This window comes from Streptomyces chiangmaiensis, assembly GCF_036281785.1.
Taxonomy (GTDB): Bacteria; Actinomycetota; Actinomycetes; order Streptomycetales; family Streptomycetaceae; genus Streptomyces; species Streptomyces chiangmaiensis.
Map to the genome: position 1 here is coordinate 1 of NZ_JAYWVC010000203.1, position 13,849 is coordinate 13,849.

Genomic DNA, 13,849 nt, shown 5'->3' on the forward strand with positions numbered 1-13,849 from the left:
CTTTGCGCGATTCGAGATCGCCATCTGGAACCCCGAGCGGGCCTGGTTCAGCGACAAGGAACTGACCGCCATCGGGGATGTACTCGGACATCCAGTGCAGCAAGTCAGGGCCCACATCTGACACACGTCAGCCCGCGAGGAACCCGACATCACGAGTTCAAGTTCTGTAGCAGGGGCCGACCTCCCGACAACATGCGGATCCACACCGGGAAATGAGCAACAGAGTCCCCCTGCTATGGTGCGCCGATGTCATCGATCAAGCAGTTCCAAGTCACCTTCGACTGCGCAGAACCTGAGCGCGTCGCTCGCTTTTGGTGCGAGGTGTTGGGGTACGTCGTACCGCCGACACCGGAGGGGTTTGCCACATGGGACGATTTCGATCGCTCGCTGCCACCTGAGCGGCAGGGCTCAGCGTTCGCCTGCAGTGATCCCTCAGGCGTCGGCCCGCGACTGTACTTCCAGCGCGTTCCCGAAGGCAAGGTCGTCAAGAATCGGGTGCATCTTGACGTGCGGGTCGGCACCGGGCTCGTGGGTGAAGAGCGCCTCGCCACACTCGAGGCCGAGTGCGCACGGCTGGTCGCGCTCGGCGCGGTACGCGTGCGACTGCTGCTTGCCGATGACGACAATGAGTCGTGCATCGGGATGCAGGACATCGAGGGCAACGAGTTCTGTCTCGACTGAGCATCCTCCGAGACGGCGAGGTGGGCAGCCGTCTCCCTTGGGCCTCTCTTGAAGGTGGTCCCGTATGGGGCGGGAGGTGTTGTGCTGCCGGCTGTTTCCGCCGCCGGTGTGCGGCGGGAACAGCCAGTCCGGCCGACACTGTTGCACCGACCAAGAGACCGGCGCCCGCGGGCGGGGGACACAAAGACCAACAGGCCGTCCCGACGTGATCCGGGGCCCTCGGGTCCGCGGCACGCCCGGTCATCCGACATCCGATATTGAGGGGCGACCGCTCATACGCCCGCGCCGCGGACTCGAACCGAGGCTTTTTCACACAGGAGGACTGTTTCATGAATGACTGGCCCTTGACGCTCATGGCGGTGCACGCCCACCCCGACGATGAGGCCACCGGAACAGGAGGTGTCCTCGCGCGGTACGCGGCGGAGGGCATGCGCACGGTCCTGGTGACGTGCACCGACGGCGGTTGCGGTGACGGACCGGGGGGTGTCAAGCCGGGCGATCCCGGGCACGATCCGGCGGCCGTCGCCTTGATGCGACGTCAAGAACTCGAGGCAAGCTGCGAAATCCTGAAGGTCAGTCATCTGGAGATGCTGGACTACGCCGACTCCGGGATGATGGGCTGGCCGACCAATGACGCCCCCGGCTCCTTCTGGCAGACACCCGTGGAGGAGGGCGCTGCCCGACTCGCGGAACTCTTGCGGCGCTACCAGCCCGATGTGGTCGTCACCTACGACGAGAACGGCTTCTACGGCCACCCCGACCACATCCAGGCCAACCGCATCACGATGGCGGCGCTGGCGATGACCGCGCTGACACCGAAGGTGTACTGGACGACGGCGCCCCGCTCGATGCTGCAGCGGTTCGGGGAGGTCATGCGCGAGTTCGATGCGGACGGGCAGGAGCTGGATCCCGCTGAGGCCGCCGCGATGGCCGAGATCGGACTCCCCGACGAGGAGATCACCACCTGGGTGGACACCACCGCGTTCGGCGGCCAGAAGTTCGATGCGCTGGCCACGCACGCCAGCCAGGGCGAGAACATCTTCTTCCTCAGGATGGGCCAGGAGAGGTTCACCGAGTTGATGGGCATCGAGACCTTCGTACGTGTCCAGGACACCACCGACGCGGCCGTGCCCGAGAACGACCTCTTCGCCGGACTGCGCTGATCCGCCCGCCCACCGGGGGTCAGAGAGCTCATGGTCCGTACGGCTCGATCGTGCGTGCTCGCACACCTGGAGACTTGTTCACGTGGGTTCCGCTCCGGCGGCTCTTGATCATCAGGGTGGCCCTGCTCGGTCGTGTGGCGGTTACGAGGACGCCAGTCCCGCCACCCACCCGGGCAGGGCCGTTGAGCGGGAACGTTCGACACGCTGGGCAGGGATCAACCGGACGGGCTGGTGCCCGGTGTCCACACCGAGCTGCGTGGCCGCCCCGCACAGCCCGTCCCTGGAGCAGATGCAGGCGCCGGGGCCTGTACCGATCAGCAGCGCTGGTGTGGTGACCACCCATCCGGCGCGCACACCACATGCTGCGCTCACGCCGCATCGATGAACTGGTTCGCCCGCTACGCAACTACATGAGGTTTAAACGGCACTTGGGGGTTCGTGTGGGGTTTGATTTTGCTTCTATGGGCGACGCATCGGCAGTTGCGCCGACCGATCCGCGTGTGCTCTGCAATGCGCTGTCCCGCGCGGATCACTGCGAGTTCCTGCGCGATCCCCAGGGACAGGTCCTGGAGGAGTGGCACCGGCGCCGCACGGAGCGGGATTTCGTCGTCAAGCTCAACACCGGGGTCGGCAAGACACTCGTGGGGCTGGTCATCTGCCAGTCCAGCCTCAACGCCGGCGCGGGGCCGCACTCTGTCTCGCCCCCGATCCCCACGTCGCCGAGCAGGCGGCCCAGCAGGCTGCCGACCTCGGCCCGGACGTCGTCACCGACCGGGAGTCCCCGCGATTTGCGCGGGGGAGGCCATCTGTGTGCTGAGCCTCCACCGGATCATCAACGGTAGGAGCACCGGGCCCTATCCCGACGTCGACGACCTCGACCGCGCGCTACGCAAGCTGTTGGGCGAGATGCGCGGCCTGGTCTCCGGTGCCGGCGCCGGCGCGAAGACGTCAAGCAGGGATGCCGATGCCGGCCCGCGGGCATAACGAGGACAACCTCGCCGCGCCGAAGTCCGGCGGGAAGCTCAACTCCGACCCGCGTAAGACGCTCATCCGCTGCGACACCTGCCGGCGCGTCTACGGGCCCACCGACTGGGCCCAACTCGGCGCCGCCGCCGGCCTCATCACCCTCCCACTCATCCTCACGGCCGCCTAGGAGACCCCAGTGATCCGCACCGAACCCCAGCCCGGCGACATCGGGCTGACCAGCATCACCGGCCCCGTCGGACGGCTCATCCAGATCGGACAGTGGCTCAACGGCGACGGCTTCGGCCCGTACCAGCACGCCTTCATCGTGCTGCCCGACGACCAGCTCATCGAGGCCGAGCCCGGCGGCGCCCAGGTCGCCCCACTGTCCGAGTACGACGACCGCGAGGTGCTGTACCTGTCGCCGACCGGGCTGACGCCGGCGCAGCGCGAGGCCATCGTCTCCTGCGCCCTCAAGTACCGCGATGTCCCGTACAGCTTCCTCGACTACGCGGCCCTCGCCGCGCACCGCTTCCACCTCCCGGTGCCCGGACTGCGCGCCTATGTGGAGTCGACCGGGCACATGATCTGCTCCCAGCTGTGCGACCAGACATACAAGGACGCTGGCATCCAGCTCTTTGACGATGGGCGATGGGAGGGCTACGTGACCCCCATGGATCTCCACAACCAGCTCGCCGACCCGACCCGATGAACTGTGGGTACGGCATCCCGCGTCACAGTTATGCCGGTACAGTCAGCTGGACCAAGAGGGAGGCAGGAGCAACCCGGCCGACGGTGATCCGCCCGGTGGTACCAGACCGGATGGCGCTTCGCCGGACGCGCTGGAGAAGTCGACCTTACCCCCGGAGCACATCGACCTGGTGAAGTCTCCGCCGTCGAACGTGGCTCCGGTGAAGTCGAGGTCGTGGCCTTGCCAGGAGCGCGGGGGCTCGGGTTCCAGGCAGAGATGGTCGCGGATGACGGTCGGCGAGCGCATCGCCGCCCAGGCGGCCGAGGCCCGCGAACGCCTCACCGACCGCGAGCGCGAGGTGTCCGATCAGGCTGCACAACCTGAACGCACGCGAACGCGAGGCGATCTCCCTCCTACTCGCCAAACCCCTCACCAAGACCACCGCATCGATCCCCCTGAAGGACCTGGACGCACGCCTGCGCACCAGCGCCCTCGGCTGCGGCCTGGCCGCGACCCTGCAGGAGCTGGGCCGACCCCTGGCCGACCGCCGCGCGGCCCGGGACAAGGCAGCAGCGCAACGCGCGGGACTGTGGGCCACCGCCGAGGCCGCCCTCACCACTACCTCACTGTCCGTGCAAATCTGGGCGGGCCGCTGGCGTGAAGAGATACGACGCGCCGGCACTGTCGCCCGCCAGGACCCGCACACCGCGGCCACCCTTCTCACCCAGGCCATCCATACCCTGGCCACGCTGTGTGGTGGGAGACCCGCTACGGACGCTTGCGGCGGGCCGCCTGCCGCTGGACGGCAGCAGACGGCTTCCTTCAGGTGCCAGCACCGACCCGGTAGCGCACGTGCGGCGCGCTCGGCGGTCGATCTGTTGCGGGCTTACGACCTTCTGATCCGTAGGCGCGTGCAGCACCATCGCGCACCGCTGGCCTGCAGGGATCCGTTGGCTCCTCCGCCGATTGCGGGCGTGCCACCGTGCGTGGTTCTACACCTGCGTTGATCATGCGTCGGTCAGACGGAGGGTCAGACCCCTCGGACGGCGCCACCGCCATCCTCACAGTCAGGTACTGATGTCCCGCAACAGGCCCTGGAACTGCGGCTTCGTCACGAGTGCCGCCACGCCTGGGACGGTGGGGCTGTGTTGGCCCCACCGCGGCAGCGGTGCCGGGATGAGTCAGGCGGCGATCTGCTGGCTGATCTTCTCGGCCTGCGCGCGGGCCTGCTCGTGGGCGTCGGCCAGGGAGGCCTCGTGGGCCGGGATGAGGTGGGCGATCGCCGGGACGACAGGGGCCTTGGTCAGCTCGGGGGTGATGGTGGTGACGGCGAGGCCGAGGTAGCCGGGGTCGCCCAGGACGGACTCCAGGGTCGGGACGAGGAAGTCCATGCCGTGCTTGGGGGTGCCGGGGCCGTAGCCGCCGCCGCGGGCGGAGATCACCACGGCCGGGCGGCCGGCGGAGGGGGCCACGCCGGTAGGGTTGATGGTCCGGCCGACGATGATGACCTGGTCGAGCCAGGCCTTGAACACCGAGGGCATCGTGAGGTTGTACAGCGGCACGGTGAACAGGTAGGCGCTCGCCCCGAGGAACTCCGCGACGAGTTCCTTCTGAACGGCGGCAGCGGCGGCCTGCTCAGCGGTGTGCTCGGAGGGGTCGGTGACACGGGCGGTGACGCCCGCCGCGCTCAGGTGCGGCACGGGTGAGGCGGCCAGGTCACGGTGGACGACCTCGCCTGTCCAGGCGTCCCGGAAGGAGTCGGCGACCTGACGGGAGACCGAAGCGGTACCGAGGGAGGAGGAGTCGATGTGCAACAGGTAGGACATGAGAAACGATGCCTTTCGCACGGGGTGATGGACGGTGGGCCGCGGTTCGTGCGGCCCACCGGGCTATGAGTGCAGCGGACCAGAGTGAGGGTCAGCCACGGGCGGCGTGATCGCCGGGTAGCGCGCATCCGTCCGGGCCGCAGACCGCCTCGGCGTCCCCGGCGGGGATCTGGACGGGCTGCGGGTGGGTGGCGTCCCATACCTGCTGGAAAACGCCGAGGAGTGCGTCGGTGTCCTGGGCGCCGGAGATGGCGTACTGGCCGTCGATGACGAGGAAGGGCGCCCCGCGGGCGCCGAGGGCGTTGGCGCGGCGGGCCTCGTCCTGAACCTGCTGCCGAAAACGGCGCTCCACCAGGGCCTGCCGGGTCTCGTCCCGGTCCAGGCCGAGTTCGTCGCTCAGTTCGAGCAGCGCGTCCACGTCGAAGAGCGAGCGGGCCTCGCCGAAGTAGGCGCGAAAGCTCAGGTGCCACGCCTCCGCGTGCTTGCCCTGGGCGGTGGCATGGGCAAGGAACTCGTGGGCCAGTTGCGTGTTGGCCTTCTTGTTGTCCAGCACGATGTACGGTCTCAGCCCCTCGCGCTCGGCCAGCACCTCGACCCGGCGGGTGGCCGCCTCGGCCTGAGCGTCGTCCATCCCGTACTTCTGCTTCAGCATCTGCCGGGTGGACACCGCGGGGCTGCTCGGCAGGTCAGGGTCCAACGGGAAGGAGCGGTGGATGAGCTCGATGTCTCCGCGATGAGTGAACCGCTCCACGGCTTTGTCGAGACGATGGTTGCCCAGACCGCACCACGGGCACGTGAGGTCGGACCAGATTTCCACCTTCACCGGCAGGCACCTCCAATACTTACGCTTTGGATGTAGCCCCATGATGGGTCAGTATGGAAGTCCATACAAAAGGCACATGCGTGTGCGCCACCGGAAGGGAATGTGCGCTGTGGACACCACCGCAGGTCAGGTCACAGGCAAGACGGACGTCGCCGCAATCTCGGGGCCCTGCGCCCGCTGGCCGGCGGAAAACAGGGAGATCATCCGGCAGATCCTGGACCGGGCCGGCGACAAGTGGAGCACGCTCGTGATCGCCGCCCTGGACGACGGCCCGCTGCGCTACACCGACCTGCTGCGCAGCATCCCCGGCATTTCCCAGCGCATGCTGACCCTCACCCTGCGGCAGTTGCATCGCGACGGACTGATCACCCGCACCGCCTACGCCGAGGTGCCGCCGCGCGTGGAGTACGTCCTCACCCCCCTGGGCCTCACCCTGCACGACATCGTGGTGTCCCTGATCGACTGGGCCGGCATCCACCACGACGAGATCCGGGAGAACCGGGCCCGCTTCGACACGGCCACCAAGCGAAGGCCCGCAGAACGAGGTGCCGAAGGTTCCCGTGCCCGGCGTGGGCGGACCAGCTGATACGCCGGCGCGTGCAGCACCAGCACGAGCCGTGGACCGCAGCCAGGTCAAGCGTGACCTCGTAAACCTCCTCGGCGAACTCCCGATAAGCCTCGGCACTGCCCGCGATGAACACATCGAACAGCCACTCAGCACCGTCGGCGTCGTCCATGTCCTCGTCCGGCACATGAACTTCTCCGCACCTCCACTGGCTGTCGGAGCTCTCGCGCCAGAAGCAGACGGTCGCTCGGGGCAGTCCGTTATGGTCGGCGAAGGCGGGCTCGTCCACATAGTGACGGAAGACGTCCGGGACCGAGTCGAAGAGCCCAGGCCAGGGTGCCGGAGGCGCGACGTGATACGGGGACATCGGCGACTCGTGGTCGCACGCCTGGGCATACACCCCAGCGGCGGAGAACACGATGGCGTAGTCGTTGCCGGCGCCGTCCCTCATCGAGGCCACCTCCTCGCCCGGCGACCAGCGGGAATCGAAGGAGTAGTACCTCCACTCCCACTCAGGGCTCAGAACGGCGTCCAGCATCGCCAGGGCCCTGGACCGATCGCGGACAGTCGTGATGGCAGGCAGCTGCTTGATCACTTCATGCACTGACACGGAGCCATCCAAGCGGAGCTCACTGACACCCGTCGCACCGGCCCCACGGTCTCCGCAGCCTCACAACACGCCGAAGGATGATCAACTTGAACTGTCCACATCAACTCCGGCATGGTGATCGGCCTGTTCAAGATCCACGGCTACAACTACAGCCCGCGCTTCCGCGACCTGGCCGACCAGCGCTTCTGGTGCGCGACCATGCCCGAGGTGGAGACGAGATGCGCGACGAGGACAACGCCCGGCCCTCCCCGCTCGAGCACCGCAGCCTCAACTTGCTCGGCCGCTACAGCTTCACCGCCTCCACACCCGCCGCCGGTGCGCTGCGGCCCCTGCGGGACCCGGACGCGCCGGAACTGGACGAGGACGACGGCGGCGGGGGAGGGCTGAGCGGCATGAGCCGACAAGGGCGGGGAGGTGCGTCAGCCGGCCGTGTGCCGACCCTCTTCCGTCAGTGTCCTTGATCGATGACGTCGTGGAGGTATTGCAGGGAGAGCTTCTCGGCGTGGTGGCGGCGTTCGACGATTGCTCCACCGGCATCGGACCACCGGCGGTAGAGATCGACGGCGGCGAGGAGGGCCTGTCCGGCCTCGTGGCGGTCGTAGCCGCACAGGGTTGCCTGAAGGTCGCGTGCCTCTTCGGGCGCGATGGTTTCGAGGTGGCGTACACCGCGGGGGATTGCTCCCGCCCGGCGAGCGGCCAAGGGGCCGAGCACGGTCTCGCGCAGGTAGTTGAGGAAGCCAATGGTCTCGAACAGTTCACCGCGGCCGAGCTTCGTCGCGCCGTAGTGCACCCAGATCCAGAATCGGTCCTCGAACCACTGGAGGTCGAGCGACGGGGTGGCCGGCGGCTGCTGGGCGAGGGCATCGGCCAGGATTCCGGCCCGGTCCCATAGGACCTCCGGATTCTCGATGCGTTCGGCGAAGTCGGAAGCCCGCACGAACTTGAAGTCGACATGCAGGAGGGGCGGCCCGACGAGCGTGATGATCAGGCGCGGCTCACCGACATGTTCCCCGGTAAATCCGGCCACCAGGGAGGTCCAGGAGCCGATCAGCGCGAGCCGTTCCTGCATGACCGCGTCGTACGCCGCGTCATCGATGACCAGGATGAGGTCTACGTCTGAGTAGGCATCGGGGCGGCCCCCTGCGATTGACCCGGTGATCGCAACGCCGGCCACGCGCGCATCCTGCCGGATCCGGGGAAGCGCGTCGCTGAGGAACTCGCTGTGCAAGGAGGGGACGTCCATTGCTTTCCTTCCGATCGGAGCAAAGCAGGCCAACGTAACAGGCAGCCGGGTGAGAATCGCAACTCGAATTCTCACAGACGGTCCTTTGTGAGACGCAGATCGCCAACGGGTCACCGACGGCCCGCCAGCCCCGGTCCGTTCTCAGAACCCGTTCTCACTCAAAAGCGGACGCAGATCTGCGAGGCATACATGAATCGGCGGTCGATCGCACGGCGTTCTACGGCACCTGCCCCTACGCTCACCTCAGCATCGAGTTCGAGCGACGTCTGCAGGCCCTGCAGCAGACCGGCGAGATCCCCGCCCCCCGTGCAGCCCAGATCACCCGGCTCAAGGCAGAAAACGCCAAGCTCAGGGAGCGGCTGACCCATTCGGAACAAACGATCGACGAGCTCACGGACTTCCGCACTCAGGCCCTGGCCCGGCTCGCCGCCCAGTACGAGGAGATCGTCCGGCTTCGCGTTGCCGCTGATGGGACGAGTCGCGTCGCCCGGCTTCCCTCCACGAGGAGGGCCGTCATCGGGTCGTGCAGTTGACTGCGCGTCCGCGGTCGCGGCGTCAGCCCAGCGTGAGCCACCGAATGCCGAGCCGTTCGACCTGCGCGGTCTCCGCCACGCCGAGCGGCTCGCGTCCGGTGGCCTTGCGCACGAACGTGGTCTGGTTCCAGCCGAGTTCGAGCATCGCGGCGGTCATCCGGTCCGGGCCGAGCACCAGATCCAGCACGACATCTGCGGCCTGCGGGGTCAGCCACGGCTCGCGCTCCAGCGCTTCGGCCAGGTCCAGGCCATGGACGGCGACCTCGACCACCCGGGTGACCAGGAACTGAGACAGGAGCATCGCGTCCCCGTGACGAGTACGCACAACGCGGGCCTCGGGCTCGGCGCGACACAGCCGGTCCACCCGCTGCCAGGTCGCGGAGAAGTCGTCGGCGAGCGCGACACCGCCGGCCTGCCCAGCCGCGTGGTCCTGGGCCAAGGCGATGCGGGCCGTGTTGGTCTGCGGGGCGAAACGGTCGTCGGGCCGGTAGTACTCCACTGCGGACACCTCGGCCTTGTCCGGCGGCGGAGCATCCAGCATGCCCGGCAACCATGCGATCACCACTCGGACATGCCCCAACAGCTCTCGCGCGGACCATGGTTCACACCGCGTCGGAAGATTCCACTCCGCCTCGGACAGACCTGCCACCGCCTGGGAGAGCTCCCCGGCTTCGAGGCGAAACGCTTCCAGCACCCGGTCCTGATTCATGGTGATCAAGCTACCAACGGCTTCCACTCAGCAAGCCAGGGAGTGATCTGCATCACTGCGAGGCGCAGTACGACATCAGCGTGTCCGGCATCGCCCGGCGAGCAGGCGTCGACCGCACCTTCCTCTATCGCCACCGCGACCTCCTCGGCATGATCCAGACACAGGCGGCGGAGCCGCCTCCTTTTGGGCCGGAGACGTTGAGCCGCCCCTCGCTGATGGCCGACCTCGCCAACGCGCAGGATCGCAACACCCGCTTGGCCGAGGAGAACCGTCTTCTGCGTGAACGACTGTCCGCTGTCCTCGGCGAGGAGATCTGGCGCGAGGCCGGACTGGGCGGTGCGACGGCGAACGTCGACCAACTGCAGTCCTGCAACACCGAGTTGGGGCAGGAGGCGGTCGAACTGCGACGACAGCTCGAAGAGTGCCAGGAAGATCTCGACGCGGCCCGATCCGTCAACCATGAGTACATGGCGCGACTCAATGGCCCATCCTCATCTTCGAGTTGAAGGATCATCGTGTCCATTGACTTCGGCGGACTGCAGGAGCTTCGCCAGAGCCCGTAGAATCGCGGCGTGGCATTCATGAGCACCCCACACTGCTGCTTCCTGTGACGGGAAGACCTTGAGGGCGATGCCGGACGGCGTCGCCCTCCTTGGCGTGCCTGCCGCGTGAACGATGTTCCCGGTGCTGCCGCTCTTCCCCGGGCAGCGACGCTCCGGGCACCCGCGCAGGCACGGTCTCTTCCCAACGTCCCTGCCAGGAGTGCCTCGTGCCCATTTTGCTTCCCCCTGCCCTCGAACTCTTCCTCGACCTGCTGCGCTGCCCGACGTGCCGGACGCGCCGCCTGGACCACGGTCGCGGCTCGCTGCGCTGCCCGGCGGGTCACACGTTTGACATCAGCCGTCACGGCTACGTCAGCCTGCTGACGGGCACCCGTGCCACCAGCGGCGACGACGCGGCCATGGCCCAGGCCCGGGACCGGTTCCTGTCTACCGGCAAGTACATGCCCATCCGGCAGGCTGTGGCCCGCCTGGCGGCCGACTCCATGCCGGAACAGGGCACTGTTGTAGACGTCGGATGCGGCACGGGTTATTACCTCGCCGGCGTACTCGCCCAGCTGCCCGGCGCCCATGGCCTGGGGCTGGACACCTCGGTACGCGCCCTGCGCTCTGCAGTCCGAGCCCACGAACGAGCCGCTGCGGCGACCTGGGACGTCTTCCGTCCCTTCCCGTTGGCCGACGACGTGGCCGACGTCGTATTGGATGTGTTCGCGCCCCGCAATCCAGCCGAGTTCCACCGAGTGCTCCGCCCGACCGGCCGGTTGATCGTGGTGCGTCCGACCGGTCGGCACCTGGCCGAGTTGCGCGGCCGGGTGCCCGCGATGGTCACCATCGACCAGGCCAAGGAACAACGCCTGCACCAAGTACTGGATCCCTTCTTCGAGGCCGCCATCACCGAACAGGTCGAGTACCACACGTCCCTGGCCAGACTGGAGACCTTCGACCTCGTGGGGATGACGCCGAGCGCACGCCACTTGGGCAGTACAGATTTGAATGATCGCGGTTTGCCCGAACAGGTCACTGTCTCCGTGCTGGCCACTGCCTATCAGCCCCGGTGACCACCAGCCGGGCACGTGCCCACTGATCGACGGCCGTCCTTCCGTCCCGCAACGCGGAAGGAAGGACGGCGGAGTCCTGTTCACCGACGATTTCCGTTGCCCCGTACATGTCTCGGACCTTGCCGCAGCGATTCTGGAACTCGCGGACTCCCATCACACCGGGATCCGTCACATTGCAGGGCCGGACGCGGTCAACCGTCACGAACTCGGCCTCCTGATCGCTCGCCGAGACGGCCTTGATACCGCAACCCTGCCCGCGGGCCGACGGGCAGGCACAAACCTCCCTGGTCCGCTGGACGTGCGCTTGGACAGCGGCGGAACCCAGCACATGCTCCGCACCAGGGTGCGGGGGGCTCGCGAATTCTTGTCCAGGAAGGGCGAAGATGTGGGCCACGTGCAACCAGAGTCGACGATCTGACCGCGTTGGCCCTTCCACCAACTCGTCCGAGTGACTCTGCTTGCACCACACGTGTTGCATTCATTCCAGGGGAGCGTGACTACTTCGGCGCTTACACCTACTGGCGTACCGGCCGCCCGGGCAGCTTCCACACACGGTGGGAGGGCAACCTCACCGAACACGATACGTAGTCACCGCGGGGCGGCCTGGTACGCACCCGCACCGAGCAGCCACCCACGGGACGCGTCGTATGCGTACCACGGTGCTGTTTATGTGGAGCCTCCTGCGTGACGTCCCCAAGGGCGGTGCGTCGCCCCCCGGGCCCCGGAGTGGCCGTCACCAGGTCACCAGCCGTACGGTCGCCGAGGACGCCCCCGCCGCAGCCCCGGATGACGCCGCGCACTGCCGGCCGCCCGGCATCGCGAACGCGCACTCGCCGGCAGCGAGCAATGGGTCGGTGGCACCGCCACACCGTGTGACTGGTTCCACATGCTGGCACCACCTTCTTAATATGCATCTCAAATGCAACTTTAGGTAGAGTGTGGTCAGCGCTCCGGTTGAGTTCGCCGGTCCGCTCAGGTGATCCGTTCGTGCGGCTCGCCACTCGGCCACTCCGGCCCTCTGCCGGGTTGCTTGTGGTGCCCGCGATGCGCTCGGCAAGAGCGCAGATGTCAGATTGAGGAGTCCGTATGCTCTCCACTCAGGCGCTACCCGTGGTCCGCGCCACCGCCCCGGTGGTGGGGGCCAACATCAGCGCCATCTCCGAACTGTTCTATCGGCGGCTCTTCGAGGCTCATCCCGAGCTGCTGAGGAACCTGTTCAACCGTGGGAACCAGGCCAACGGCAGCCAACGCGACGCCCTTGCGGGAGCGGTCGCCGCGTTCGCCTCCCTGCTGGTGGAGCGGCCGGATGAGCGGCCCGACGCCATCCTCGGCCGGATCGCCAACAAGCACGCGTCCCTCGGCATCACCTCCGACAAGTACACGATTGTCGCCCGACACCTGCTGGGAGCCATCCCCGACGTCCTCGGAGACGCTGTCACCCCCGAGGTCGCGGCCGCGTGGGACGAGGTCTACTGGCTGATGGCCAATGCCCTGATCGCCTTGGAGGCGCGCCTGTACGCCCAGGCATCGGTCGCGGACGGCGACGTGTGGCGTCAGATGGAAATCGTGGAGCGCGACGAGGTGTCCGAGGACGCGGCCTCCTTCGTCCTGCGACGGCCCGACGGCACGTCCGCACCGTCCTTCCGGCCCGGGCAGTATGTCAGCGTCCAGGTGGAACTCCCCGATGGCGCACGGCAGATCCGGCAGTACAGCCTCTCCGCGGCTCCCAGCCAGAAGGACTGGCGGATCACCGTCAAGCGGGAGCGGTCCCTCGACGGCGTCCAACCGGAAGGCGAGGTGTCGACATGGCTGCACACCCACGCACAGGTCGGTGACGTCCTTGACGTCTCTCTGCCCTTCGGAGACCTGGTCTTCCCCGACGCCGACACACCGTTGCTGCTGGCTTCCGCAGGCATCGGCGTGACGCCCATGCTCTCCATGCTGGACCACTTGGCGAATGCGGGCTCGCAGCGCCGGGTCATCGTCGTCCACGCCGACCGATCGCCGGCCACGCATGCCCACCGGTACGAGCACGTCGAGCTGGTCAACCGCCTCGCCAACGGATCGATGCACCTGTGGTACGAGTCGGGCGCCGACGCACATCCGGCACTCGAGGCGGCAGAGGGACGGGCTGACCTCAGCGACTTCGCGCTGCCTCAGGGCACGACGGCCTACCTCTGCGGCCCGCTGCCCTTCATGCAGTCAGTGCGCGGTCACCTGATCGGCAATGGTGTGCCCGCAGCATCGGTGCACTACGAGGTGTTCGGGCCCGACCTGTGGCTCAGCAGGCAGTAGCCTGAACCGCATTCACTCGCCTGCCCCCTTTGCCAAGGCTCCAACCCTCGATACGGGATGTGACCGTGGGGCACTTCGAAGAGCAGGTCCGGACCGCCGCTTCCGGCAGGGTGGTCCGGACGGCGCCTA

General features: G+C 67.6%; 15 protein-coding genes and 1 pseudogene. 11 read left to right on the forward strand and 5 right to left on the reverse strand.

Annotated elements, in window-relative coordinates; translation table 11 throughout:
* The first annotated feature begins 246 nt into the window (after window positions 1-246).
* Together VXC91_RS35525 and VXC91_RS35530 are read left to right on the forward strand one after the other, a co-directional pair.
* Window positions 247-681 (forward strand): VOC family protein, encoded by a 435-nt coding sequence (locus tag VXC91_RS35525; RefSeq protein ID WP_329511476.1) that lies wholly within the window; start codon window positions 247-249, stop codon window positions 679-681.
* A 329-nt stretch (window positions 682-1,010) separates the two neighbouring features.
* A complete protein-coding gene (locus VXC91_RS35530; RefSeq protein ID WP_329511477.1) occupies window positions 1,011-1,844 on the forward strand; it encodes a PIG-L family deacetylase in 834 nt (277 codons plus the stop codon).
* Between the two features lie 141 nt (window positions 1,845-1,985).
* Here the strand turns inward: VXC91_RS35530 and VXC91_RS35535 are convergent, their stop codons facing one another.
* Window positions 1,986-2,216 carry a hypothetical protein gene (locus tag VXC91_RS35535; RefSeq protein ID WP_329511478.1) on the reverse strand — a complete coding sequence of 77 codons (231 nt, stop codon included), beginning with the start codon at window positions 2,214-2,216 and terminating at the stop codon, window positions 1,986-1,988.
* Between the two features lie 586 nt (window positions 2,217-2,802).
* Between VXC91_RS35535 and VXC91_RS35540 the strand changes: the two genes are divergently transcribed.
* From VXC91_RS35540 to VXC91_RS35550, 3 genes are all read left to right on the forward strand, one after another.
* Window positions 2,803-2,997, forward strand: a complete 195-nt coding sequence (locus tag VXC91_RS35540) for a hypothetical protein (RefSeq protein ID WP_329511479.1) — start codon at window positions 2,803-2,805, stop codon at window positions 2,995-2,997.
* A 9-nt stretch (window positions 2,998-3,006) separates the two neighbouring features.
* Window positions 3,007-3,519, forward strand: coding sequence for a hypothetical protein (locus VXC91_RS35545; RefSeq protein WP_329511480.1), 513 nt, complete (start codon window positions 3,007-3,009; stop codon window positions 3,517-3,519).
* 350 nt (window positions 3,520-3,869) lie between these two features.
* Window positions 3,870-4,505: a TIGR02679 domain-containing protein gene (locus VXC91_RS35550; protein WP_329511490.1), complete on the forward strand. Its 636-nt coding sequence runs from the start codon at window positions 3,870-3,872 to the stop codon at window positions 4,503-4,505.
* Window positions 4,506-4,679: 174 nt separating this feature from the next.
* Here the strand turns inward: VXC91_RS35550 and VXC91_RS35555 are convergent, their stop codons facing one another.
* On the reverse strand, window positions 4,680-5,324 hold the full coding sequence (locus VXC91_RS35555) for an FMN-dependent NADH-azoreductase (protein ID WP_329511481.1): 645 nt from the start codon (window positions 5,322-5,324) through the stop codon (window positions 4,680-4,682).
* Between the two features lie 91 nt (window positions 5,325-5,415).
* On the reverse strand, window positions 5,416-6,147 hold the full coding sequence (locus tag VXC91_RS35560) for a DsbA family oxidoreductase (RefSeq protein ID WP_329511482.1): 732 nt from the start codon (window positions 6,145-6,147) through the stop codon (window positions 5,416-5,418).
* A gap of 100 nt (window positions 6,148-6,247) precedes the next feature.
* On the opposite strand from VXC91_RS35560, the gene VXC91_RS35565 reads away from it, so the two are divergent.
* Both VXC91_RS35565 and VXC91_RS35570 read left to right on the forward strand, forming a co-directional pair.
* Window positions 6,248-6,733 (forward strand): winged helix-turn-helix transcriptional regulator, encoded by a 486-nt coding sequence (locus VXC91_RS35565; RefSeq protein WP_408057557.1) that lies wholly within the window; start codon window positions 6,248-6,250, stop codon window positions 6,731-6,733.
* Between the two features lie 807 nt (window positions 6,734-7,540).
* A complete protein-coding gene (locus tag VXC91_RS35570) occupies window positions 7,541-7,783 on the forward strand; it encodes a hypothetical protein (RefSeq protein WP_329511484.1) in 243 nt (80 codons plus the stop codon).
* Here the strand turns inward: VXC91_RS35570 and VXC91_RS35575 are convergent.
* Window positions 7,771-8,565, reverse strand: a complete 795-nt coding sequence (locus VXC91_RS35575; RefSeq protein WP_329511485.1) for a nucleotidyltransferase domain-containing protein — start codon at window positions 8,563-8,565, stop codon at window positions 7,771-7,773. The two genes, VXC91_RS35570 and VXC91_RS35575, sit on opposite strands and share 13 nt — an antisense overlap.
* Window positions 8,566-9,120: 555 nt before the next feature.
* Window positions 9,121-9,807: a maleylpyruvate isomerase N-terminal domain-containing protein gene (locus VXC91_RS35580; RefSeq protein ID WP_329511486.1), complete on the reverse strand. Its 687-nt coding sequence runs from the start codon at window positions 9,805-9,807 to the stop codon at window positions 9,121-9,123.
* Window positions 9,808-9,887: 80 nt separating this feature from the next.
* Here VXC91_RS35580 and VXC91_RS35585 point away from each other — a divergent pair, with 80 nt between their 5' ends.
* From VXC91_RS35585 to VXC91_RS35600, 4 genes and pseudogenes are all read left to right on the forward strand, one after another.
* The gene (locus tag VXC91_RS35585) at window positions 9,888-10,313 is read left to right on the forward strand and encodes a hypothetical protein (RefSeq protein WP_329511487.1); all 426 of its coding nucleotides are present in this window, start codon (window positions 9,888-9,890) and stop codon (window positions 10,311-10,313) included.
* A 263-nt stretch (window positions 10,314-10,576) separates the two neighbouring features.
* A complete protein-coding gene (locus tag VXC91_RS35590) occupies window positions 10,577-11,425 on the forward strand; it encodes a putative RNA methyltransferase (protein WP_329511488.1) in 849 nt (282 codons plus the stop codon).
* Between the two features lie 70 nt (window positions 11,426-11,495).
* Window positions 11,496-11,843: pseudogene (locus tag VXC91_RS35595) on the forward strand (hypothetical protein); the annotation flags it as partial.
* A gap of 668 nt (window positions 11,844-12,511) precedes the next feature.
* On the forward strand, window positions 12,512-13,720 hold the full coding sequence (locus tag VXC91_RS35600) for a globin domain-containing protein (protein ID WP_329511489.1): 1,209 nt from the start codon (window positions 12,512-12,514) through the stop codon (window positions 13,718-13,720).
* Window positions 13,721-13,849: the final 129 nt, after the last annotated feature.

Excerpts from the sequence above, each read along its gene's own strand:
- VXC91_RS35570 (WP_329511484.1), top strand. The coding sequence starts at position 7,541 with ATGCGCGACGAGGACAACGCCCGGCCCTCCCCGCTCGAGCACCGCAGC.
- VXC91_RS35600 (WP_329511489.1), top strand. The coding sequence starts at position 12,512 with ATGCTCTCCACTCAGGCGCTACCCGTGGTCCGCGCCACCGCCCCGGTG.
- VXC91_RS35580 (WP_329511486.1), bottom strand. The coding sequence starts at position 9,807 with ATGAATCAGGACCGGGTGCTGGAAGCGTTTCGCCTCGAAGCCGGGGAG.
- VXC91_RS35540 (WP_329511479.1), top strand. The coding sequence starts at position 2,803 with ATGCCGATGCCGGCCCGCGGGCATAACGAGGACAACCTCGCCGCGCCG.
- VXC91_RS35575 (WP_329511485.1), bottom strand. The coding sequence starts at position 8,565 with ATGGACGTCCCCTCCTTGCACAGCGAGTTCCTCAGCGACGCGCTTCCC.
- VXC91_RS35530 (WP_329511477.1), top strand. The coding sequence starts at position 1,011 with ATGAATGACTGGCCCTTGACGCTCATGGCGGTGCACGCCCACCCCGAC.
- VXC91_RS35565 (WP_408057557.1), top strand. The coding sequence starts at position 6,248 with ATGTGCGCTGTGGACACCACCGCAGGTCAGGTCACAGGCAAGACGGAC.
- VXC91_RS35555 (WP_329511481.1), bottom strand. The coding sequence starts at position 5,324 with ATGTCCTACCTGTTGCACATCGACTCCTCCTCCCTCGGTACCGCTTCG.
- VXC91_RS35525 (WP_329511476.1), top strand. The coding sequence starts at position 247 with ATGTCATCGATCAAGCAGTTCCAAGTCACCTTCGACTGCGCAGAACCT.